The sequence below is a fragment of the Reichenbachiella sp. genome (assembly GCF_965223055.1).
In the GTDB taxonomy this organism is placed as follows: Bacteria; Bacteroidota; Bacteroidia; order Cytophagales; family Cyclobacteriaceae; genus Reichenbachiella.
In genome coordinates this window covers 15,556-37,315 of record NZ_CBDCVM010000003.1, presented here as the reverse complement: position 1 = coordinate 37,315, position 21,760 = coordinate 15,556, and the positions used below count along the sequence as shown (strand labels likewise).

Genomic DNA, 21,760 nt, shown 5'->3' with positions numbered 1-21,760 from the left:
TTTGTTAATTTACTTTTTATTTAAAAGTTTAGAAACATATTTCCCAATAATATCAAATTCCAGGTTGACAACCTCTCCGACTTGAAGCGTTTTGAAACTTGTATGTTCCATGGTGTAAGGGATAATAGTGACTGAAAACTTACTGTCCTCAGAATTGAAACAGGTCAAACTGATGCCATTGATACAAATAGACCCCTTTTCAACCGTTACATTCCCTATTGATTGATCAAATTCGAAGTCGAATAGCCAACTTCCGTCTCTTTCTTCTTTACCTGTACATTTTCCTATTTGATCAACATGCCCTTGTACAATATGTCCATCAAAGCGGCCATTAGCGACCATACACCGTTCCAGGTTTACAATGTCACCTTCTTTTAAATCCCCCAAATTAGTTTTAAGAAGCGTTTCTTCGACGGCCGTAACTTTGTGCCAATCATTGGATAATTCTGTGACAGTTAAGCATACTCCATTATGAGCTACGCTTTGATCTACTTTTAACTCATGGCTGATTTTACTCTGAATAATAAAATCAACATTTGTTCCTGATTTTTCGATGGATTGAACAATACCAATGGTTTCGATAATTCCTGTAAACATATGATATAAGTATCGTGTAAGAATTTAATGTAAGATTAGCTAAAATATACGGGTGATGGAATGATCAATAATTAATTTATCTTCTATTTTTGATCGCTCATGGAATTGAAGGATAGCTATAAACATAAGGGAATGCGAAAATCCCTCATAAGAAAACTGCGGGAGAAGGGAATAAAGAATGAAAGGGTATTGGATGCCATTGGCAAGATTCCAAGGCATTGGTTTTTTGACGATATATTCGTAGAACACGCCTATCAAGATAAAGCATTTCCTATAGCAGAGGGACAGACTATTTCTCAACCCTATACCGTGGCATTTCAAACGGACCTGTTGGAGGCATCTCCCGGGAAAAAGATACTCGAAATAGGCACCGGTTCAGGTTACCAAGCCTGTGTACTCGTAGAGAACGGTGTAGACCTTGTGACTATAGAGTACAAGGAGAAACTTTCAAGACTGGCTCAAAAAATGTTGAAGTTCATGGGGTATGCTCCAAGGTTTGTTATAGGTGATGGTTCGTTAGGATATGATAAATTTGCACCATACGATGGGATCATTGTGACAGCTGGAGCTCCAACCGTGCCTCAGGCCTTGATAGATCAGCTGAAGTCAGGTGGGCATTTGGTGATTCCTGTGGGAGATAGAAATACACAGCGGATGTTGCGCCTGACGAAACAAGCAGACGGAAGAGTAACAAAAGAAGAATATAGCAATTTCAGTTTCGTTCCTTTATTGGGAGACGATGGCTGGAAAAAATAGAAGAAATGCGAAGAAAAAAACAAAAGACTCCATCAGAGTCAGTTGCCATAATGACGGAATTGGTGTTACCAAACGATACCAACACATTAAACAATTTGATGGGAGGCAGGTTGTTGCACTGGATGGATATTGCAGCGGCGATTGCAGCTCAGAAACATTCTAACAGGATAGTAGTGACTGCTTCCGTCGATAACGTATCGTTTTCTGCACCGATCCGGTTAGGGAATGTGATCACGTTGACCGCCAAAGTCACCCGATCGTTTAATTCCTCGATGGAGGTGTTCATAGATGTGTCCGCCGAAGATATTCCAGGAGGAAAGAAGGTGAGTAGTAATCAAGCCTTCTACACTTTTGTGGCGGTAGATCAAGGGGGAAGTCCCATTGATGTGCCAGAGGTTTTACCAGAGACTGACGAAGAAAAAGAAATGTTTGCGGGTGCTTTGCGTCGTAGGCAACTTCGCTTGGTATTAGCTAAAAAAATGAAGCCGGAAGAAGCTACAGAACTTAAATCCATTTTCATTAATGAGTGAGTCAGCTGAGTATTTAAAGTTTTTGATTAATGAGGATATCTATTTGATAGATAACTTACCTGCTCCCCAAGAGGAGGTAAAGGAAGTCGTAAAAGAGACCCCACCCAAGCATGAACCTGTATCTACGGTAGTAGCCGAGCCAAGGGTCTCGTTGGCATCTACTCAAAAGCCGGATAATGAAATTCTAGTCATTTTTGATAACCCTACAGCCAAGAATTTACCTGCTGGCGAATTAGAATATTTAGCCAAAATACTCGGAGCCATTGGGAAGTCAGTTGAAAAAGTCGACTTTCAGAATGTAGCAGCTACTACACCAAAACCTGTGGGGTATCGATACGTCATTACCTTTACTCCGAACCATCAGCTGCCCGTTGCGGCAAGTACTCAGCAGTACGTTTCTACGAAGCTAGGTGATGCTCAGTTGATCGTGGCAGACGCGTTGAACAATATATCTACATCAACCGACTTGCGTAAAAAACTATGGGGTGTTCTGCAGCAGGTTTTTAAGTGACACTGTTATCACCCGGTTCCTTCACCTTGTCATCAACTGATTCTATCGTTACGTCATCACCTGATTTATTCAGGTGATCGGTTGGGAAAAGTGCTGCGCTTTTCAATTTTTCCGAAGTTCTGTTTGCAGAAAGCAGAATTTCTTAGAATTACCCTAGCATTGGGAAATATATACTTTGGAAAAGATATCCAGGGTTTCTACCCAAATATTTCTTTCAACTTAGCCTCTAGTTCAGCACCTCTGAGATTCTTGGCTATTATAGTTCCATCAGGGCCAATCAAGTAGGTGGCTGGAATAGAATTGATTTGATAGAGCTGTGCTGCTTCAGATTCGAAGTATTTCAGGTCAGACACCTGAGTCCAAACGAGCTGATCTTCAGCAATCGCCTTAACCCAAGCTTCCTTAGTACGATCTAAAGACACCCCCAAAACTTCAAACCCTTGATCGTGATATGTATTATAGACTTTAACGACATTAGGATTTTCCATTCTACAAGGTCTGCACCAGGCTGCCCAAAAATCAATCATGACATATTTGCCTTTAAACGAACTTAGTGAGACAATCTCTCCGTTTGGATTAGGAAGAGATAATTCAGGGGCAGGGGAGCCAATAGCCAATTTTCTATAAGCCTCAACTTTTTCTATCAATTCTTTGGTATAGTTGGAATTGGGCAATTCATTTTTATACTTCTGAGCTAGACTATCCAAGAAAGCAAATTCATTCTCTTCATCAATGAATGAGGTAGACAGAATTCCAGCAATGGAACCATCCATTTGCAAAATTGCCGATTTTATTTTGCTGTCGTTGGCGGCTTTCATTGTTATAAATCGACTTCTAATATCTTCAATTAAGTTCATGTCTCCACTATTTCTTGCATTCATGAATTCGCTATTCAAAGCCTGTGATTGTTTTTCGAAGTCTTGTTTCAATGCTGTCAGTTGATAGATATAGTCCATATCCTTAGATCCGCTTACCTTATATCCACCTCTTGGGTCTTTTTCGTCTTTAACTAATTGTATGTCTGATTGGTCAAGGATCATGTTTGTGACATGCCGATTATAAAAATTTAGACGATAGAAGCCAGGTTCAGTTACTTTAATGGTTCTATTGTATGCTCCGCTTGGATCTAACTGAAATGAATCAACTACCGTCAATTCATTATTCATTATCAGTTCAATTTTAACCAACTGATCTTCTAAAGGATTTTCATAAGTCCCTGATATGGTCACGCCATCTTTTTCGGTGCATGCAACCACCAAAAGGGCTAATACAAATACAAAACCTAAATTTTTTCTCATCATTTTATTTTAATGTTCTCAACAATCGGTGTCAACGAAATAGTTCTCCTGTAGTTTATTTTTCTAAAAATTCAGCAATCAGTTTATTCGCTGTTTTTGGGTTGGCTTTGCCTCGAGATTTTTTCATTACTTCCCCTACAAACAAACCAAGCAATCCTTTTTTTCCATTTTTGTACGCAGCTGCTTTGTCTGGCATGCTCTCGATTACTTCCTTAATCGATTGTATGAGTTCCTCCTGATCATCGCTTTGTAGCAGCTCCATTTTTTGAGCTGTTTCAAAAGCAGTCTGATTTGGAGATTGAATCAACGCAGGCAATAAACGGGTAGAGGCCATCGAAAAACTCACTTTATCGGAAGCTACTAGTTCAATTAATTCGGCCAGTAAATTTGGTTTGACCACAAAATCCTGAATTTCAGTATTAGATTCATTCAATGCGCTTTTTATTGGTCCAATCATCCAATTGGCAATTCTTTTGTATTGCTTGGTTTGCTGAGCGGTTGCATAGAAATAATCCGATAATTCCTTTTGATCCGCTATGATTTCTGCATCATAAGCGCTCAATTCGAAGTTTTTTTGCAGGTCTGCCAAAACCTCATTTGGTAGCTTGGGCAAAGCAGATTTCACTTCTGCAATCCATTCGTCACTAACTTGTATAGGTAACAAGTCAGGGCAGGGGAAGTAGCGGTAGTCATTGGCTTCTTCTTTGGTCCGTTGACCCGTGGTTTCGCCTGTTTCGTCATTGAAACCGCGAGTTTCCTGAAGGACAGTTTTACCCTCATCTAGCAAGGCTGACTGTCTTTCGATTTCATGATTGATGGCTCGCTGGACATTTCGGATGGAGTTCATGTTTTTGATCTCTACCCGTTTGCCAAGTTGTTCTGACCCTTTGAGTTTGAGCGAAATATTGGCATCGCATCGTAGCGACCCTTGCTCCATATTGCCATCGCCCACGTTGATGTATCTAACGATCTTTCTAATTTCTGTAAGGAGGTTTCCAGCTTCTTCGGCCGAGCTGATCACTGGTTCGGTCACCATTTCGATCAGTGGCGTACCCGCACGATTATAATCCAAAAGCGACCCCTCGTGCTCCGCATCGTGGGATGATTTGCCAGCGTCTTCTTCGATGTGAATTCTATTGAATTCGATGCGCTTGATGCTGTCTCCACTTTTCACATCAACATAGCCGCCTCTACAGATTGGATGTTGATCTTGTGTGGTTTGGTAGCCTTTAGGCAAATCAGGGTAGAAATAATTCTTACGGTCGAAGGTGGTGTAAGAGGCTATATCACAATTGATTGCCAGTCCCATTTTTATAGCATGGCTTATGACGGATTTGTTTGGTTTAGGTAAAGTGCCTGGGTGAGCCAGTGTAATGGGACTCACGTTGCTATTGGGCGCATCTCCAAAACTGTTTTTGTCTGATGCGAATAGCTTACTTTCCGTATTCAATTGTACGTGAATCTCTAGTCCTACAACTAGATCGTATTTTTCTAATATGTTTTTCAAAACCTATTTAATGATTCGTTTTTTCATCGATTAGTGCTTTGGCCTTGGTCACTACATTCGGCAAGCCACTGACGTCTTTGCCGCCAGCAGTTGCGTAAAACGGTTGACCACCGCCGCCGCCTTTGATTTCGCGAGCCAGTTCTTTAATTAAATTTCCAGCGTGAAGATCCAGTGATTTTACCAAGCCTTCAGAAATCATAATTGAAATTTGTGGTTTGCCAGCAATATCCGCCGCCACTATCATTATCAGGTTATCTACTTCGTTTTTGAGCTCGAAAGACAGCTTTTTCAATCCCTCGGCATCAGGTAATTGAGCCTCAGAAATCAAAACATTGTATCCATTGACAGATTGAATGGCTTTTCGAAGCAGTTCTTTTTGAGCACCAGCTTTTTCAGCATTGATTGACTCGATGCTTTTAGAAAGCTTGTGCTTTTCTTTTACCAAAGATTCAATGGCTTTCAATGTGTCTTTTGGATTATTCAGTAACTCGTTGATTTGAGCTACCAACTCATTTTGTTTGTTGTAATATTCTTCTGCTTTATCGGCAGTGATGGCTTCTATTCTGCGAACGCCTGCAGCTACTGAACCTTCAGATACGATCTTGAGCATACCAATAGTGCCTGTAGCAGGTACATGTGTACCACCGCATAATTCTACGGAGTAATCTTTGTCGAAAGTGATCACCCGTACAAAGTCGCCATACTTTTCACCAAAGAGTGCCATTGCACCCATTTCTTGGGCTTCTCCGATAGGCACGTTTCTTTTTTCGTCAAGCGAAATGTTTTCACGAATCTTCTGATTCACTATTTTCTCTACTTGTAAAATTTCTTCATCGGTCATTTTAGAGAAATGTGAAAAATCAAATCTTAATACTTTCTCATTTACCAAAGAGCCTTTCTGTTGTACATGTGTTCCCAGCACTTGGCGTAAGGCCGCGTGAAGTAAGTGAGTGGCAGAGTGATTATTTTCTGTAAGTTTACGTTTTTTGCTATTGACCACTGCATCGAATTCAGCTTCCAGATTGGATGGTAATTCTGTTGAAAAGTGAACAATAAGATTGTTCTCCTTTTTTGTGTTAATGATGCTGATCTTTTTGTCGCCATCGGCGATATATCCCGTATCGCCTACTTGTCCTCCACTCTCTGCATAAAATGGTGTCTGGTTGAGTACGATTTTGAATAACTTCTTTCCTTTTTCCTCTACCGCCTGGTATTTTACAATACTAGCTTTGGATGTGAGGACTTCATAACCTAAAAATTGAACTTCCTCAATAGGCTTCAATTCTACCCAATCACCAGCTGATGTTTCAGCATCTTTCTTAGATCGGTTTTTCTGAACTGCCATCTCTTTATTGAACCCTTCTTCGTCCACACTTAGACCGTTTTCACGAGCGATGAGCGAAGTTAAATCAAAAGGAAAGCCATAAGTGTCGTATAATTCAAAAGCAGTTTTTCCGTCGATTATCTTGCTGGTGGTTTTTACTTCATTAGTAATCACATCCAATTTAGAAAGCCCTTTATCTAAGGTTCTCAAGAAAGAAGATTCTTCTTCTTTGATCACTTTACCGATGAAATCTTTTTGAGCAATGAGCTCAGGGAATACGCCGTCAAACTGCTCTGATAATAAAGGAACCAACGAGTGAATGAATGGCTCTTTGAAGTTGAGAAATGTATAGCCATACCGTACGGCTCTTCTTAGAATACGACGGATCACATAGCCTGCTTTGTTATTGGATGGCAACTGCCCATCTGCAATAGCAAAAGAGATCGCTCTCACATGATCAGAGATCACACGAAGCGCAATGTCAGTTTTCTCATCTTCTCCATACTTTACATGGGCTTGATCTGCGATGAAATTGATCAAAGGAGTAAACACATCCGTATCGTAATTCGATTTTTTGCCCTGGATAGCCATGGCCAAACGCTCGAAACCCATGCCAGTATCTACATGTTGAGCGGGGAGGGGTTTCAAGGAGCCGTCAGCTAAACGGTTGAATTGCATGAAAACCAGGTTCCAAATCTCTACAACTTGTGGATGGTCCATGTTGACTAAATCCTTACCAGGAATTTTAGTCACCTCTTCTTCTGACCTTAAGTCAATGTGAATTTCGGAGCAAGGCCCACATGGCCCAGTATCACCCATTTCCCAGAAGTTGTCTTTTTTAGATCCATTAATGATTCTATCTTCAGGAATAATGGCTTTCCAATAGTCATATGCTTCTTGGTCTAATTCTAACCCGTCTCCTTTGTCTCCACCAAATACTGAAGCGTACATTCTATCTTCAGGAAGATTAAATTCTTTAGTAAGTAATTCCCAAGCCCATGCTATGGCTTCCTTCTTGAAATAATCACCAAACGACCAGTTGCCCAGCATCTCGAACATGGTGTGATGGTATGTATCCATGCCCACTTCCTCCAGGTCGTTGTGTTTTCCAGAGACTCTCAGGCATTTTTGAGTATCTGTGATTCGATTGGATGGAGGTTCAGAGTTACCTAAGAAGAAGTCTTTGAATTGGTTCATACCTGCATTGGTAAACATCAATGTAGGGTCGTTTTGTACGACCATTGGAGCTGAAGCCACGATTTCATGCTGCTTTTTCTCAAAGAACTCTAAAAACCGTTTTCTTATTTCTTTCGATTCCATCTAATCTATTGATATTCAATTACTTAAAATTGAATTGATTTGTTATTTAAAAATTTGTGTTAAATTGCGAGCAGAATTGTATTGCTAACAAGCCGTAAAAATAGAAATATTAGCGACCACCCGAAAAACGAAGCACAAAGTTAGGATATTCTGATTTAATATGGCTAGAATAAAATACTATTACGATACCGAATCTTGCAAGTACGAGCGAGTAAAAGTCTCCACTTGGGATATTGTCCTCAATTCATTAGGATTTCTTTCATTTTCATTGATTTTGGCTGTAGGCATATTTTATACCTATAACCAGTATTTTCAATCTCCTGTTGAAGCTAGACTTGAAAAAGAAAATGAGGAATTAAAGTATTATTATGAATTACTTCAAAATGAAATGGTTGAAGCTTCAAATATGCTTTCATCTCTTCAAGAACGTGATGATGACGTATATAGAGTGATCTTTGAAGCCGAACCTATCCCTTCTTCAATCAGAGATGCTGGTGTAGGAGGAACTAATCGATATCGTGATATCACGAATAAGAATTTGGAAAGAGGGGACTTGGTCATAGATCTTCACCAAACATTGGATAAGCTGAAGAAACAAATGTATATCCAAACCAAATCTTACGATGAACTTTTGGATATGGCTGCTAATAAAGAGAAATTCTTCGCAGCTATGCCAGCTATTCAGCCAGTATCCAATACAGAGTTGAAGAGATTGTCTTCCGGCTTTGGTATTAGGATAGACCCTATTTTAAAAACTAAGAAAATGCATACTGGTGTTGATTTTTCAGCACCAAAAGGAACTCCAATTTATGCAACTGGCGATGGTGTTGTGAAAAAGGTTAGATCTAGCTTAGGTGGATATGGCCGTCAGGTGGAAATAGATCATGGTTATGGTTATGTTACCAAATATGCTCATATGGAAATGTACAATGTAAAAAAAGGGCAAAAGGTAAAGAGAGGGGAGTGTATTGGTTATGTAGGCAATTCAGGGAAATCAACGGCTCCTCATTTGCATTATGAAGTTCACAAAGACAATAAAAAAATTAATCCAGTTCATTATTTCTATCAGGACTTGAATTCTTCGGAATATGAAGAGATTTTGAGATTGGCCTCTATAGAAAACCAAGCACTTGGATCATACTAGCTAATTAAAAAATACTTTGAAGGTCCTGGCTAATCAGTCAGGACCTTTTTTTATATCTGTGGGTCTAATGTGGAAAACTTCTGCCATTCCTATAACAACGAAGTCCTAAGTCAATTCTAATTTTGGAAGATGCTTAGAAATCTTCTCTACGTATTTCTTGTAACATTTCTTATGTTGGCATGTAAGTCTCAGAAAGTAGTATCTACACTGCCAGTAGAGAAAGAGTCTGAATCTGTCGATTCGACACTACTTGTTCCGAAGTATTGGATCACTGAAAGTCTCGATACTTTGTATTCTTTGGATGAAGAAGTTGAAATTGGATTGAAACGTGTGATTAAAGATACGTTAACTCTAATAGGAGTAGGAGATATCATGATGGGTACTAATTTTCCTTCAGAGAGATATCTTCCAGGGAATAATGGAAAGGATTTATGGTTGGAAGTATCTGATACTTTACGCCAAGCCGATGTCACTTTTGGCAATCTTGAGGGAGTGATCTTAAATGAAGGTGGCGATCAAAAAAAATGCAGAAACCCTAAGGTATGTTATTTGTTCAGATCACCTGAATCTTATTTGGATAATCTGGTAGAAGCAGGTTTTGACGTGGTGAGTTTGGCTAATAATCATGCTGGCGATTTTGGGCAGCCTGGTCGAGAAAACACTATGAAATCTTTGGATTCACTAGGTATTAAATATGCTGGATTATTGTCTGTACCTACTACTATTTTCATGGTAGATGGTATGCGATATGGTATGGTGGCATTCTCTCCAAACATTGGAACTATCAGTATACACAATGAGGAAAAAGCTAAAGAGTTAGTTGAACATTTAGATTCTTTAGTAGATGTGGTTATTGTTTCATTTCATGCTGGAGCAGAAGGGTCGAAGCATGAACATGTGACTCGTAAAACAGAGATGTTTTACGGGGAGAATAGAGGTAATGTCTATGAATTTGCCCATATGATGATTGATCATGGTGCAGACGTGATATTCGGACATGGGCCTCATGTGTCCCGAGCAATAGAAATATATAATGAACGATTTATAACCTACAGTTTGGGTAACTTTTGTACCTATGGAAGGTTTAATTTGAGAGGTGTAAATGGAATCGCGCCTATCGTAAAAATAGAAACAAGCTCAGAAGGAAAATTCCTTCAGGGTCGACTGATTCCGATCTATCAGCCAGGGGCTGGTGGACCAAAAATTGACTCCAAAAAGAGAGCGATTTCAAGGATCAGGGAGCTGACTAAAAAAGATTTTCCCGAAAGTAATTTATTGATTGACGATTCAGGTTTTATTACCTATCTTAACCGTTAGAACAGTGCCGTACAAAGAAAAGGAAATAACGAAACGATATTACACCATTGGCGAGGTTGCCGATGATCTAGGTGTTGCTACTTCACTCATTCGATTTTGGGAAACGGAATTTGATATCATTAATCCAAAGAAAAACCGAAAGGGCAATAGGCAGTTTACTCCAGAAGATATCAAGAAAATAAAGATGATTTATCATCTGGTAAAAGAGAAAGGGTATACGTTGCATGGAGCTAGGGATTTCATTAAAAACGATGCCAACGCAGCTATGGAGAAGATTGACATGATTCAATCACTTAAAAACATTCGTGGGTTTCTTACGGAACTTCGCGACAGCATTCAGAAAAGTTAATTAGCAAAATTTTGTTGAACATTTAATTTTTTCATTCCATGAATGAAAACGAAAATTGCTATGTCTTGGCGTTAAAATTGACATCTGGCATTGGTGATGTATTAGCTAAGCAATTGATCAGCTATTGCGGTTCGGCAGCAGCTATTTTTTCTGAGAAAAAAGGTGCTTTGCTGAAGATTCCAAATATTGGCGATAAGACAATTAAAGCACTAATCTCTTCTAGTTATTTAAAAGAAGCTGAAAGAATTATTCAGAATTGTGAAAAGCATCAGGTGGCTGTAGTGCCATATTTTCATGCGGATTTTCCAGTAAGATTAAAATCCGTAAATGATGCGCCACTATTAATCTACACAAAGGGAAAAACGAATTTTCCGAATTCAAAAACAATAGGGATTGTCGGTACACGAAAGGCGACCAATTATGGTAAGCATATGACCGATAAAATAGTCGAAGAATTGGTGGCTCATGATGCTGTGGTGATAAGCGGTTTGGCTTACGGTATAGATATAGCAGCTCATCGTGCCGCACTAAAACAGGGCTTGCCAACAGTTGCTGTGTTGGCTGGAGGATTAGATAAAATTTATCCTTCAGTACATAAAAAGAGCGCTTTAGAAATGTTGGATTCTGAGGGAGGGTGGATCAGCGAATATCCACCTGGCACGAAACCAGAAGCTCATAATTTTCCTTCAAGAAACAGAATCATAGCTGGTGTAGCAGAAGCTCTCATTGTAGTGGAAGCAGCGGACAAAGGGGGTGCATTGATTACAGCTAATATTGCATATTCTTACAATCGAGAAGTTTTTGCGGTTCCAGGAGATTTGGATAATAAATTTTCAAAAGGGTGTAATGGACTAATTCGTGCGCAAAAAGCAAATATATACACCAGTCTAAAAGATTTGGAATACTTATTGGGTTGGGAAAAAGGGGAAACAAAACCTTCAAAACAAATAGTTGACCTAAGTGCTTACGGCGAATCTGAGCGCAAGATCATGGTGGTGCTAGAAGAGTTTAAATCAGGCTTGCATCTGGACGAACTGAGTTGGAAAACACAAATTAGTGTTAATGAAGCTGTGAGTCACTTACTTACTTTAGAGTTTGACGGTCTTATAAAATCACTGCCCGGCAAGAGGTATGTAAGAATTTAGGAATAGATGAATTCAGAATTGTAATTTCTTCTCACCTAAACCAATAGGTGCTAATCATCTTCCCAAAAACACCTCTGGGGCAAGATTTAAAACATGCTCAAATACCTTCTTGTCATATTTCACTTCAATACTATGCTGTTCGAAGTAGTTGAGCATCGTTTCGGTGGCTATATTGCCTACTAACGTGTCTTCGGCCATTGGGCAACCACCGAATCCATTAATCGCACCATCAAATCTGCGACATCCAGCTTTATAAGCGGCATCAATTTTTTCTGTAGCTGTATCTAAGTCAGAGTGTAGATGAACGCCAAATTCAATTCCTCCAAACTCTTCAGTAATGCTCTTGAATAATGTTGTGATATTTTGTGAGTTGGAAACTCCAATCGTATCTGCCAGTGATATAATGCTCACGTCCATAGCTTTTAATTTGTCTATAAATTCTGCTACATAGGACATTTCATAAGGATCCCCATAAGGATTGCCAAAACCCATCGACAAATAGGTGACCAAAGTTTTGTTATGATCATGGCAGAGATCTTGAATTATGTTCACTTGTTCGAGAGCTTCTGCAATACTTTTATTGGTGTTTCTTTGCTGAAAAGTTTCTGATAACGACAATGGAAAGCCTAGGTAGTTGATTTGTTCATGTTCGCAAGCCTCATGGGCGCCACGAGTATTGGCAATGATAGCGAGTAATTTAGATTGAGTATGTGCCAAATCTAAATGAGCTAAAACCTGAGCAGTATCTTTGAGTTGAGGGATTGCTTTAGGGGAAACAAAACTTCCAAAATCAATGGTATCGAATCCCACTTTTAGTAGTTCATTAATGTACTTTATTTTAAGTTCTGTTGGTACAAATTCATGCAATCCCTGCATGGCATCTCTAGGGCACTCGATAATTTTCATAAGTGGAATTTTCAGCAAATTAATACCAAAACCTGAATCGTGAAAACTGCTTTCCTGATATTATAATGTAATCTGCTCGATTTTAAGGATTAATTATGCATTGAATTATATAAATACCTATCTTTGCGCTCCATTCGAGTGAATGGGTCCCAAATAGTCTGGGAAAACACAAACAAAATGGCGCATTTTCCGAGTCCGGGATGACGCTGTAAATCAGGGCTCACAATATAATGGAAAACAAAGAAGAATTAGAAAATCAGTCAACTGAAGCAGCTAAAGAAGCTGTAGTAGAAGAAACTGCTGCTGCTCCTGTGGAAGAGGTGAAAGAAGAAGCACCTAAGGCTGAGAAAAAAGCAACAAAGAAAGCTCCTAAGAAAGAAGTAGCTGTTGTAGAAGAGGAAGAAGAATTTGACTGGGACAATGTTCAGCCAAAAGGATTCGGAGACGGATACAACCAAAAGGAGAAAGAAGAGCTAGAAGCACTGTATGGTGATAGTTTAAACACCATTGAAGAAAAGCAGGTAGTGGAAGGTACTGTTGTGAGTATGACTTCAAGAGACGTGATCTTAAACATCGGATTCAAATCTGATGGGTTGGTATCAGCGTCAGAATTCAGAGATACACCGGACCTTAAGCCTGGTGATTCTGTAGAAGTTTACATCGAAGAGCAAGAAGACAACAATGGTCAGTTGGTTCTTTCTAGAAAGAAAGCAAAGATCGTTGGCGCTTGGGAAAAAATCCAAAAGTCTGCAGACGAAGATTTGGTTATCGATGGTATGGTGAAGAGAAGAACCAAAGGTGGTTTGATCGTAGATATCTTCGGAATCGAGGCATTCTTGCCAGGTTCGCAAATCGATGTGAAGCCTATCAGAGACTTCGATGTATTTGTAGATAAGAAAATGGAAGTGAAAGTTGTGAAAATCAACTACACTAACGATAACGTGGTTGTTTCTCACAAAATCTTGATTGAGAAAGATCTCGAAAAACAAAAAGCTCAAATCCTTGAGAACCTTGAAAAAGGTCAGGTACTAGAAGGTGTGATCAAAAACATGACCAACTTCGGTGTATTCATCGATCTTGGAGGTGTAGATGGTCTACTTCACATTACTGATATCTCATGGGGTAGAGTAAATCACCCAGAAGAAGTGTTGAATCTGGATGATAAAGTAAATGTTGTTGTTCTTGATTTCGACGACGATAAGAAAAGAATATCATTGGGTATGAAGCAGTTGTCTGAGCACCCATGGGATTCTTTAGACAAAACTGTTGAGATCGGATCTAAAGTGAAAGGTAAGATTGTGAATGTGGCTGATTATGGTGCGTTCTTAGAAATCCAGCCTGGCGTTGAAGGTTTGATTCACGTATCAGAAATGTCATGGTCTCAGCACTTGAGAAATCCTCAGGACTTCATCAATATTGGTGATGAGCTAGAAGCTGTGGTATTGACGATCGACAGAGATGAAAGAAAAATGTCTCTAGGTATCAAGCAATTGACTGAAGATCCTTGGACTAAGCAGGATGTATTGACGAAATACGCTGTAGGTACAGATCACAAAGGAATCGTGAGAAACTTGACAAACTTCGGATTGTTCATCGAACTAGAAGAAGGAATCGATGGTTTGGTTCACGTATCTGATTTGTCTTGGACTAAGAAAGTGAAACACCCTTCTGAATTCATCAACGTAAACGAAGAACTGGAAGTAAGAGTACTTGAGCTTGACGTAGACAACAGAAGATTGGCTCTAGGTCATAAGCAATTGGAAGAAAATCCTTGGGACACTTTCGAAACAGTATTCGCTAGAGGAACTTCTCACAAGTGTACAGTGACTAACATCATCGACAAAGGATCAATTCTTGAGTTGCCTTACGGTCTGGAAGGTTTTGCTTCTACTAAGAACATGAAGAAGGAAGACGGTTCTAAGCCTGCAGTAGGTGAGAGCCTTGATTGTGTTGTGGTTGACTTCTCTAAGGATGACAAGAAGATCACTTTGTCACACGTAGCGACTTACTCTGACGAGGTAGTGGAGAAAGCTCCAGCACCAAAGAAAAAGTCAGCTTCTAAGAGCAAAGGCGTTGATAAAGTGAATGCTGATTCCGAGAAATCTACTATGGGAGATATCGCTGCACTTTCTGCATTGAAAGAGCAAATGGAAGCAGGTGCTAAGCCAGCGGCTAAAAAAGCTGCGCCTAAAAAGGCTGCTGCTAAGAAAGAAGAAGATAAAGGGGAAGCTTCAGAAGAAGCTAAATCTTAATCAGAAATATATTTATAGAAAAGGTACACTTCGGTGTACCTTTTTTTTGTGCTTTGCGTTAAGAAAAAAGCAATTTTTTAGCGAATAGAAACACTAAATAGTTTGCAGGAGATGGAATAAATTCTAATTTTGTGTCTCCAAAAAATGGTCCTGTGGCCGAGTGGCTAGGCAGAGCTCTGCAAAAGCTCGTACAGCGGTTCGAATCCGCTCGGGACCTCACTTAAAGACTACTCATAGAGTAGTCTTTTTTGTTTAAATGATTTGGTGTGATTCGAACCTGGGGAGGCAGCGGTTCGAATTTTTAAATCACGAGGGGTTTAGCGCATACCGGTGCGTATGAGTAATCCGCTCGGGACCTCTTCGAAAAAGGCCGTCTCAAAAGCCTAAACTTTCTAGGAGCTGTCACATTGAGCCACGTCGAAATGTTGTCTGTCGCTAGCAGCAAGGCTTCGAGTACCTCAGCCTGACAGATAATGGGGCTTTTGAGATATTAGTTCCAATTCTTCAGGTGAGGATTTCTGATTTTTAGGTTTAGGGTATCAAATGATCCATTTGTTTATTGACTTTAACCATAAAATCCGAAAATGAAATACCTTATTTTGATCGCTCTGTTTTTAACGAGCCTCACTTCTAAAGCACAAAAACCAGAAGACAAATTAGCTCCATTTTATTACCTCTTGGGCGAATATGACATTAAAGTCTTCAGTCCTGACAGTACTGGGCAGTGGCAACCTGACGGCACGGGAGTATCGACCTATTCTACTTTGTTTGATAGCACCTATATCGATGAAATGTTTGTGCTTAACATGACGAATGCGACTTTAACCATGAGAAGCACCCTAGGTGTAGATGGCAGAACTAAGGAACTACGTCTGGTTGCCTTGGACAAAGAATATAGTTCGATGGACGTCTATGCCGGAAAGGCTGATGGTCAGCAACTAGTTCTGAGCAATTTGGATACCGATGAGGCTTTTGAAACAGAAAATGCGGGTAAAATTTTCTTCAGACTTACTATAACACCAAGCCAGACTTGTCACCACGAAATGCTGGTAGAATACACGAATGACCAGGGCAAAACCTGGAAGAAGTTCTCCAGGCAGGAGTATTTCTCAAAGTCATAACATTATTCAACTTTCCATTTCGTGTCTCAGCGTCTCGCTGAGACACTACTGGCGCGGATTTGTAATCCGTGACTGAATCATAATGGCTCTTAAGCTGAATTCCTTATTCTCATTCTGCTCGGTCGCATTTCCGAATGCGACTGAAATCTTCCGAGGTATTTAAAATGCCGAGAATGCACAATCGTAATAATCCAAAAAACAAACCTATTCATACCCAACCCCATACGAAATTGACCTAGTTATGGAATCTCGATTCATAATATTTAACTTGGCACTTCACAAAATCACAAGCCAAAATGATTGCCATGAGAAAATTAGTATTAGCCGCCTTAGCCTTTTTTGTACTGTTTGTTTCAGGTTGCCAAACCAGAGAAACAGCTTCGGAAACACCTACTCAGTTAGTATCAGTAGACAGTCTATTCGATGCCTACCATCAGTTCAAGCTAAAGATCAACCCCATAGAAGGCACCAATGCCGGTTTGGAAGGGTATGACGATAAATTGGTCAATTACATTGATGCAGCGGTGCAGGATGATATGATTGCGAGTTATAATGCTTTCTTGAAGGCAATTACTGCCGTAGATATTAATACCTTATCTGCAGCCGATCAAATGAGCATCCAGGTGATGGAATGGGATTGTAAGATTAAAAAGGAGGGGCTTGAAAATCCGATGGCCTCTGTTGCTTCTCCAGTTTTTGATTTGCCGAACATCAATTACTTGCCTATCAATCAGATTTTTGCTTTTCACCTCTATTTCACCACGTTTGCTGATGTGGGAGGCGCGCAGCCATTCGAGACTGCCGAAGATTACGACAACTGGTATAAAAGAGTCAAAGCGTTTATCCCATGGTTGGAAACGGCTCAGGCTAATATGAGAGAAGGAATGACAAAGGGTGTAGTGTTACCCAAATCTATTATCACAAAAGTGATCGGCCAGATGGATCAATTCACCAATCCAAATATTGAAGATCATGTGTTTTATGCAGCGGTGAAAAACATGCCGGAAAATATTTCGGCTGAAGATCGTGAAAGAATCAAATCGTCCTTTCAGGATTTAATTGCCAACGAATTGATTCCTGTCTATCAGTCTCTTGATACTTTCTTGAATGAAGAATACTTCCAGGTAGGTACGGAAACAGCCGGTATTGGTGCATTGCCAAATGGTCCTGAAACCTATCAGTATTTGGTGAAATACCACACGACCACTAATATGACACCTGATGAAATCTTTGAATTAGGGAAAAGCGAGGTGGCTCGTATCCAGGCAGAAATGGAAGAGGTGAAAAGACAAATTGGATTTGAAGGAGACTTGAAGGCTTTCTTTGATCATGTACGAACAAGCAAGGATCAAATGCCATTTACCGAACCGCAGCAGGTGATTGATAACTTCAATGCCATCCACGAACGAATGAAACCAAACTTGAACAGATTGTTTGATTTGACACCAAAGTCACCATTTGAGGTGAGACGTACCCAAGCGTTCAGAGAGGCGTCAGCCAGTGCGGAGTACAATGCTGGATCCAAAGACGGATCGCGTCCGGGAATTTTTTATGTACCGATACCAGATGTGACCAAGTATAATAAGTATTCAGACGAAGCTTTGTTTTTGCATGAGGCTATTCCTGGTCATCATTATCAATTGTCCTTACAACAAGAGAATGACGACCTACCGGGATTTTTGCACACGGAAGGAATGGGTGTTTATGTAGAAGGTTGGGCTCTATATACCGAATCATTGGGTAAGGAGCTGGGATTGTATACTGATCCCTATCAATACTTTGGTATGTTGAGTATGGAGATTCACAGGGCCATCAGATTGGTCGTGGATGCCGGCATGCATGCCAAAGGCTGGACTAGAGAACAGGCGATTCAGTATTCATTGGAAAACGAAGCGCAGTCCGAAGCTTCTATCATTTCTGAAATTGAACGGTATATGGTGGCGCCGGGTCAGGCATTATCATATAAAATTGGCCAGTTAAAAATCCGTGAATTGCGCAATAGGGCGGAAGAAACTTTGGGAGATCAGTTTGACATCAAAGAATTTCACAATCAAGTGCTCGGTTCCGGTAGCTTGCCGCTCGTTGTACTGGAAGCTAAGATTGATCGTTGGATTGAAGCTTCGAAGTAGTGTTATACTTTACATTAAGAGTTTTACATTTAGAGGGACTTGTCGAAAGGCAAGTCCTTTTTTCTTTTAAATTCCTTTATATTTCGATAAGCAATTGGCCACTGTTGATTGTTACAAGATCATAAATTACAAAATGAAAATACTTTTACATTTTCTCTTATTGACTGTCCTATTGGGATTAAGCATTACAACGCTTGCTCAATCTGATTCCTTAGAAATCGAAGAACAAAAAAAGCCATTAGGTATTAAAGGTTATATCGCTGGAGTTTACGAATATGCAACTGTAGCGCCAAGTTATACCAATAGTTTTGGGCTTCAAGCAGCAGTGATATTGAAGAATCATATTCAGATAGGTTTTTATAATGTGATCAATAACAACAATGAATATCGCGAGCAACTCATTTTTCCAAATAGCTTTCAAATGAATTACAAGCATGGAGGGTTTGTTCTTGGATATCGAACAAATCTGGATAGAGATTATGAATTTAATATAGAATCAAAAATAGGATTTGGCGAAGTCAAGTGGACGCTTGTGGAAACTGGTGAGCCATTTCTAACAGATAAAATGAGGCTGTTACAGTTGCAAATGAGTGTGGATTATGTATTAGCCAAGTTTGTCGCTCTCAATGCATTCACAGGTTATCGATGGATGGGTGGATTGGATATTACAGGATTGACGAACGATAGTTTCAATGGTTTCTATGTTGGTTTGGCGATTAAAATTGGAAAATTCAAATGAGTAAGTGGCTAACCATATCATTATTTATTGGGTTTGTAACATCGGGTTGCTATTATGATGAATCCATTCCGGAAGATCAAAATGTTTGGCCTGTCGTGCAACCAACTGATGTTGGAATGGATGAAGTTAGGTTGCTTCAGATGGATTCATCCATAATTGCGCAACCGGGTCAGGGGATCGAATCGGTCGTAATTATTAAATCAGGAAGTCTGGTGTATGAGAAGTACTACTTTGGGAATAACCGTATTACTCAATTTGAACTTGGAGGTGTAAGCAGTTTTATATCCAATTTGGCCATTGGACGAGCCATAGATATGGGACTGATCAATTCTGTTAGTGATTCTATATACAAATATTTACCAGCCTTCTCGGAGGAGTTTGAAGACTTTCCTTTAAAAAAGAATATGACATTCGAACATCTGATGACCATGAAAAGTGGGTTGAGTTGGAATGAATTAAGGGGGGCGTTTGATGGTCAACTTAGTGATATAGATCGCATGGTCGAAAGTGAAGATTGGGCGGAATTTTTGATTACCAAACCTTTGGATGCAGTTCCAGGTTCCAGGTATGCATACAATAGTGCGATTCCTGTTTTATTGGCAGAAGCTATAGAAGTTCAATATGGCGATGGCATTCATAGTTTTTTGTTGAATGAAGTCTTCGGATCTATGAATGTGAACAGCTTTGATGTGGCTAGGGTAGGAGATAATGCAAATATGGCTTGGGGAATTTCATTGACAACGCTGGATTTAGCAAAATTAGGCTATCTGTATTTGGAAAAAGGAAATTGGTTTAATGAACAAATTGTTGATGCAGAATATATGACATCTTCTGTCAGTATTCAGACTAACTTAGATTATTTTAACAATTTTGGCTGGATGTGGTGGAGATATGCAGATACCAGCGGTTTTCTTCCATTTCTAGAAGTAAATGATGTTTTCTTTGCCGGAGGTATTGGTGAGCAGCGGTTGTATGTTGTGCCGCACCTTGAGTTAGTAGTGGCCATTACTGGCAAAAATGAACGTGCAGATTTTGACCTGTCTTCTCCTTTGATTTTTAGAAATTACATTCTCAGATCTATTCAGTAGTTTTTCGGTTTGCTTGAACTTCTAATTCGTGTACATTTGCCGCAATTACCTAAACATTAGAAGTGCACATATCCGACGAAGACGAATTGATCCAACGCCTATCTAATCATGATAGAGGTGCATTTGAACAGATTTTCAGAACCTACTACTCGGATCTGTGCAAGTTTTGTATGAAGTATGTGAGGGACGAACAGGTAGCTGAAGAAGTAGTTCAGGAAGTTTTTATCAACATCTGGGAGAGAAGAGCCAGTCTTACAATTACCACTTCGATTAAGTCTTATTTATTTACGGCTATTAGAAACCGATCTTTTAACTATTTAAAGCTTCAATTGCCTAAAGAGCAAAAGAAAGTGGATTTGGAAGGTGTAGGGTTTATGGAAGAGGATAGTAGAGAGAAAGAGATGATTATGGACGAATTGAAAGAATATGTGCATAACGCTATAGAATCCCTTCCTAACAAATGCAGAATCATTTTTAACCTTAGTCGAAACGCTGGTATGACTTACAAGGAAATCGCTGAGGAGCTCGATATTTCAGTGAAAACAGTAGAAAATCAGATAGGGCTGGCATTAAAAAAATTAAGGGAAAATCTGAATCCTATTTGGGATAAAATAATGTTACTGCTTTTGGTGAATATTTTTTGAATTTTTATAGGGGATTCAAATGGTTTGTTTGACATACCATTGAACGACGACTAAAATGCAAGAATTGGAATTTAAATTACTGGCCTATTTAAAGGGTGAGCTCGATGCAAACGGGCGACAACAGGTAGAGCAATGGGTTGCTTTGTCTGATGCGAACCAAAAGGCTTTCGATGAGATTGAGAAGATCTATCTCTCATCCGAAATCAGCTTTTCAGAGTTTAATCCAGACGTAGATCGCGCTTGGGAATCTGTGGCTCATGCTATTCAAAAAACAAAATCATCAGGTCAAGCTATAATGTATCGAGTAGCAGCTGTACTTGCCTTGATCGTAGGTTTGGGATTTATTGTTTTTCAATATCAAAATCACACAGATCAAGTTGTGGCTCAAACGACTGAAGGCGAAATTAGAAAATTGGAGCTTGCTGATGGATCTATCGTTTGGCTAAATGAAAACTCAACTTTCACTTATTCAAAGAAAATGGATGAGGAAAATCGTTTGGTTAGCCTCAATGGACAAGCTTATTTTGATGTAGCCAGAGATACAGAAAGACCATTTAAAATCATAGGAAAAGAAGTGACTGTAGAAGTATTAGGTACTTCATTTGATTTAGTATCCAAAGCTAACTACGCGAATGTGAACGTGACTAGTGGACGTGTGGCTTTCGGTTCTTCTATGAACGAAGAATTAAAAGTGGTTCTTGAAAAAGGCCATCAAGCAACCTTCAAAGGAAATACACTTGTCAGAAATGAATCTTTTAATAACAACGCATCATCTTGGGTTACAAAAGATTTTGTATTCAAAAGTTCTCCTTTATCTGAAGTGGTAGAGACACTTAGTGACCACTTTGATGTAAAAATAAAAGTAGATGAATCGATTAAGAACTGTTTGATAACTTCATCGTTTGAAGACAAAGAACTAAATGAAATCCTCAGCACCTTAGAGGCTATTGCCAATATCAAAAACGAAAGAAAAGGCAAAACAATAAAACTGACTGGCCCGGGCTGCTAATTAAAATACTCGAAGTACAATGGACTAACCCGTATCGATAAATTTCGATACGGGTTTTTTTATGCGTTCTATTC

At 39.5% G+C, this 21,760-nt stretch carries 19 protein-coding genes and 1 tRNA gene; 15 read left to right on the top strand and 5 right to left on the bottom strand.

What is annotated here, in order from left to right; translation table 11 throughout:
• Positions 1-9 precede the first annotated feature (9 nt).
• Positions 10-597, bottom strand: coding sequence for a riboflavin synthase (locus ACOQO5_RS00720; RefSeq protein WP_420579755.1), 588 nt, complete (start codon positions 595-597; stop codon positions 10-12).
• A gap of 132 nt (positions 598-729) precedes the next feature.
• Between ACOQO5_RS00720 and ACOQO5_RS00715 the strand changes: the two genes are divergently transcribed.
• Genes ACOQO5_RS00715 through ACOQO5_RS00705 form a run of 3 tightly spaced genes read left to right on the top strand, consistent with a single transcriptional unit; the run spans position 730 to position 2,394 of the window.
• The gene (locus ACOQO5_RS00715) at positions 730-1,353 is read left to right on the top strand and encodes a protein-L-isoaspartate(D-aspartate) O-methyltransferase (RefSeq protein ID WP_420579754.1); all 624 of its coding nucleotides are present in this window, start codon (positions 730-732) and stop codon (positions 1,351-1,353) included.
• 5 nt (positions 1,354-1,358) lie between these two features.
• Complete coding sequence (locus ACOQO5_RS00710; protein WP_420579753.1) at positions 1,359-1,883, top strand: acyl-CoA thioesterase; 525 nt, start codon at positions 1,359-1,361, stop codon at positions 1,881-1,883.
• A complete protein-coding gene (locus ACOQO5_RS00705; protein WP_420579752.1) occupies positions 1,876-2,394 on the top strand; it encodes a hypothetical protein in 519 nt (172 codons plus the stop codon). The genes ACOQO5_RS00710 and ACOQO5_RS00705 overlap by 8 nt, the downstream gene beginning before the upstream one ends.
• Before the next feature lie 197 nt (positions 2,395-2,591).
• On the opposite strand, the gene ACOQO5_RS00700 is transcribed toward ACOQO5_RS00705, so the two are convergent.
• The 3 genes from ACOQO5_RS00700 to alaS are packed head-to-tail and all read right to left on the bottom strand — an operon-like array spanning position 2,592 to position 7,843.
• Positions 2,592-3,695, bottom strand: a complete 1,104-nt coding sequence (locus ACOQO5_RS00700) for a peroxiredoxin family protein (RefSeq protein WP_420579751.1) — start codon at positions 3,693-3,695, stop codon at positions 2,592-2,594.
• Positions 3,696-3,747: 52 nt separating this feature from the next.
• Positions 3,748-5,199, bottom strand: coding sequence for an Asp-tRNA(Asn)/Glu-tRNA(Gln) amidotransferase subunit GatB (gene gatB / locus ACOQO5_RS00695; protein ID WP_420579750.1), 1,452 nt, complete (start codon positions 5,197-5,199; stop codon positions 3,748-3,750).
• 7 nt (positions 5,200-5,206) lie between these two features.
• Positions 5,207-7,843 carry an alanine--tRNA ligase gene (gene alaS, locus ACOQO5_RS00690; protein ID WP_420579749.1) on the bottom strand — a complete coding sequence of 879 codons (2,637 nt, stop codon included), beginning with the start codon at positions 7,841-7,843 and terminating at the stop codon, positions 5,207-5,209.
• 160 nt (positions 7,844-8,003) lie between these two features.
• Here alaS and ACOQO5_RS00685 point away from each other — a divergent pair, with 160 nt between their 5' ends.
• The 4 genes from ACOQO5_RS00685 to dprA all read left to right on the top strand — a co-directional run bounded on the left by ACOQO5_RS00685 (position 8,004) and on the right by dprA (position 11,798).
• On the top strand, positions 8,004-8,987 hold the full coding sequence (locus ACOQO5_RS00685) for a M23 family metallopeptidase (protein WP_420579748.1): 984 nt from the start codon (positions 8,004-8,006) through the stop codon (positions 8,985-8,987).
• 129 nt (positions 8,988-9,116) lie between these two features.
• A complete protein-coding gene (locus ACOQO5_RS00680; RefSeq protein ID WP_420579747.1) occupies positions 9,117-10,304 on the top strand; it encodes a CapA family protein in 1,188 nt (395 codons plus the stop codon).
• A gap of 4 nt (positions 10,305-10,308) precedes the next feature.
• Positions 10,309-10,653: a MerR family transcriptional regulator gene (locus ACOQO5_RS00675; protein ID WP_420579746.1), complete on the top strand. Its 345-nt coding sequence runs from the start codon at positions 10,309-10,311 to the stop codon at positions 10,651-10,653.
• Between the two features lie 38 nt (positions 10,654-10,691).
• Positions 10,692-11,798 (top strand): DNA-processing protein DprA, encoded by a 1,107-nt coding sequence (dprA, locus tag ACOQO5_RS00670; protein WP_420579745.1) that lies wholly within the window; start codon positions 10,692-10,694, stop codon positions 11,796-11,798.
• Positions 11,799-11,852: 54 nt separating this feature from the next.
• Here the strand turns inward: dprA and ACOQO5_RS00665 are convergent, their stop codons facing one another.
• On the bottom strand, positions 11,853-12,704 hold the full coding sequence (locus ACOQO5_RS00665; RefSeq protein WP_420579744.1) for a hydroxymethylglutaryl-CoA lyase: 852 nt from the start codon (positions 12,702-12,704) through the stop codon (positions 11,853-11,855).
• Positions 12,705-12,934: 230 nt separating this feature from the next.
• On the opposite strand from ACOQO5_RS00665, the gene rpsA reads away from it, so the two are divergent.
• The 8 genes from rpsA to ACOQO5_RS00625 all read left to right on the top strand — a co-directional run bounded on the left by rpsA (position 12,935) and on the right by ACOQO5_RS00625 (position 21,686).
• On the top strand, positions 12,935-14,956 hold the full coding sequence (rpsA, locus tag ACOQO5_RS00660) for a 30S ribosomal protein S1 (protein ID WP_420579743.1): 2,022 nt from the start codon (positions 12,935-12,937) through the stop codon (positions 14,954-14,956).
• 146 nt (positions 14,957-15,102) lie between these two features.
• A tRNA-Cys gene (locus ACOQO5_RS00655) sits at positions 15,103-15,173 on the top strand.
• 367 nt (positions 15,174-15,540) lie between these two features.
• Entirely contained in the window at positions 15,541-16,077 is a 537-nt protein-coding gene (locus tag ACOQO5_RS00650) for a hypothetical protein (RefSeq protein ID WP_420579742.1), read from the top strand.
• A gap of 305 nt (positions 16,078-16,382) precedes the next feature.
• Entirely contained in the window at positions 16,383-18,206 is a 1,824-nt protein-coding gene (locus tag ACOQO5_RS00645; protein ID WP_420579741.1) for a DUF885 domain-containing protein, read from the top strand.
• A gap of 133 nt (positions 18,207-18,339) precedes the next feature.
• A complete protein-coding gene (locus ACOQO5_RS00640) occupies positions 18,340-18,945 on the top strand; it encodes a hypothetical protein (RefSeq protein WP_420579740.1) in 606 nt (201 codons plus the stop codon).
• Positions 18,942-20,033 carry a serine hydrolase domain-containing protein gene (locus ACOQO5_RS00635; RefSeq protein ID WP_420579739.1) on the top strand — a complete coding sequence of 364 codons (1,092 nt, stop codon included), beginning with the start codon at positions 18,942-18,944 and terminating at the stop codon, positions 20,031-20,033. Before ACOQO5_RS00640 ends, ACOQO5_RS00635 begins: the two co-directional genes overlap by 4 nt.
• Before the next feature lie 62 nt (positions 20,034-20,095).
• Positions 20,096-20,677: an RNA polymerase sigma-70 factor gene (locus tag ACOQO5_RS00630; RefSeq protein ID WP_420579738.1), complete on the top strand. Its 582-nt coding sequence runs from the start codon at positions 20,096-20,098 to the stop codon at positions 20,675-20,677.
• A 64-nt stretch (positions 20,678-20,741) separates the two neighbouring features.
• Positions 20,742-21,686, top strand: a complete 945-nt coding sequence (locus ACOQO5_RS00625; RefSeq protein ID WP_420579737.1) for a FecR family protein — start codon at positions 20,742-20,744, stop codon at positions 21,684-21,686.
• Positions 21,687-21,760: the final 74 nt, after the last annotated feature.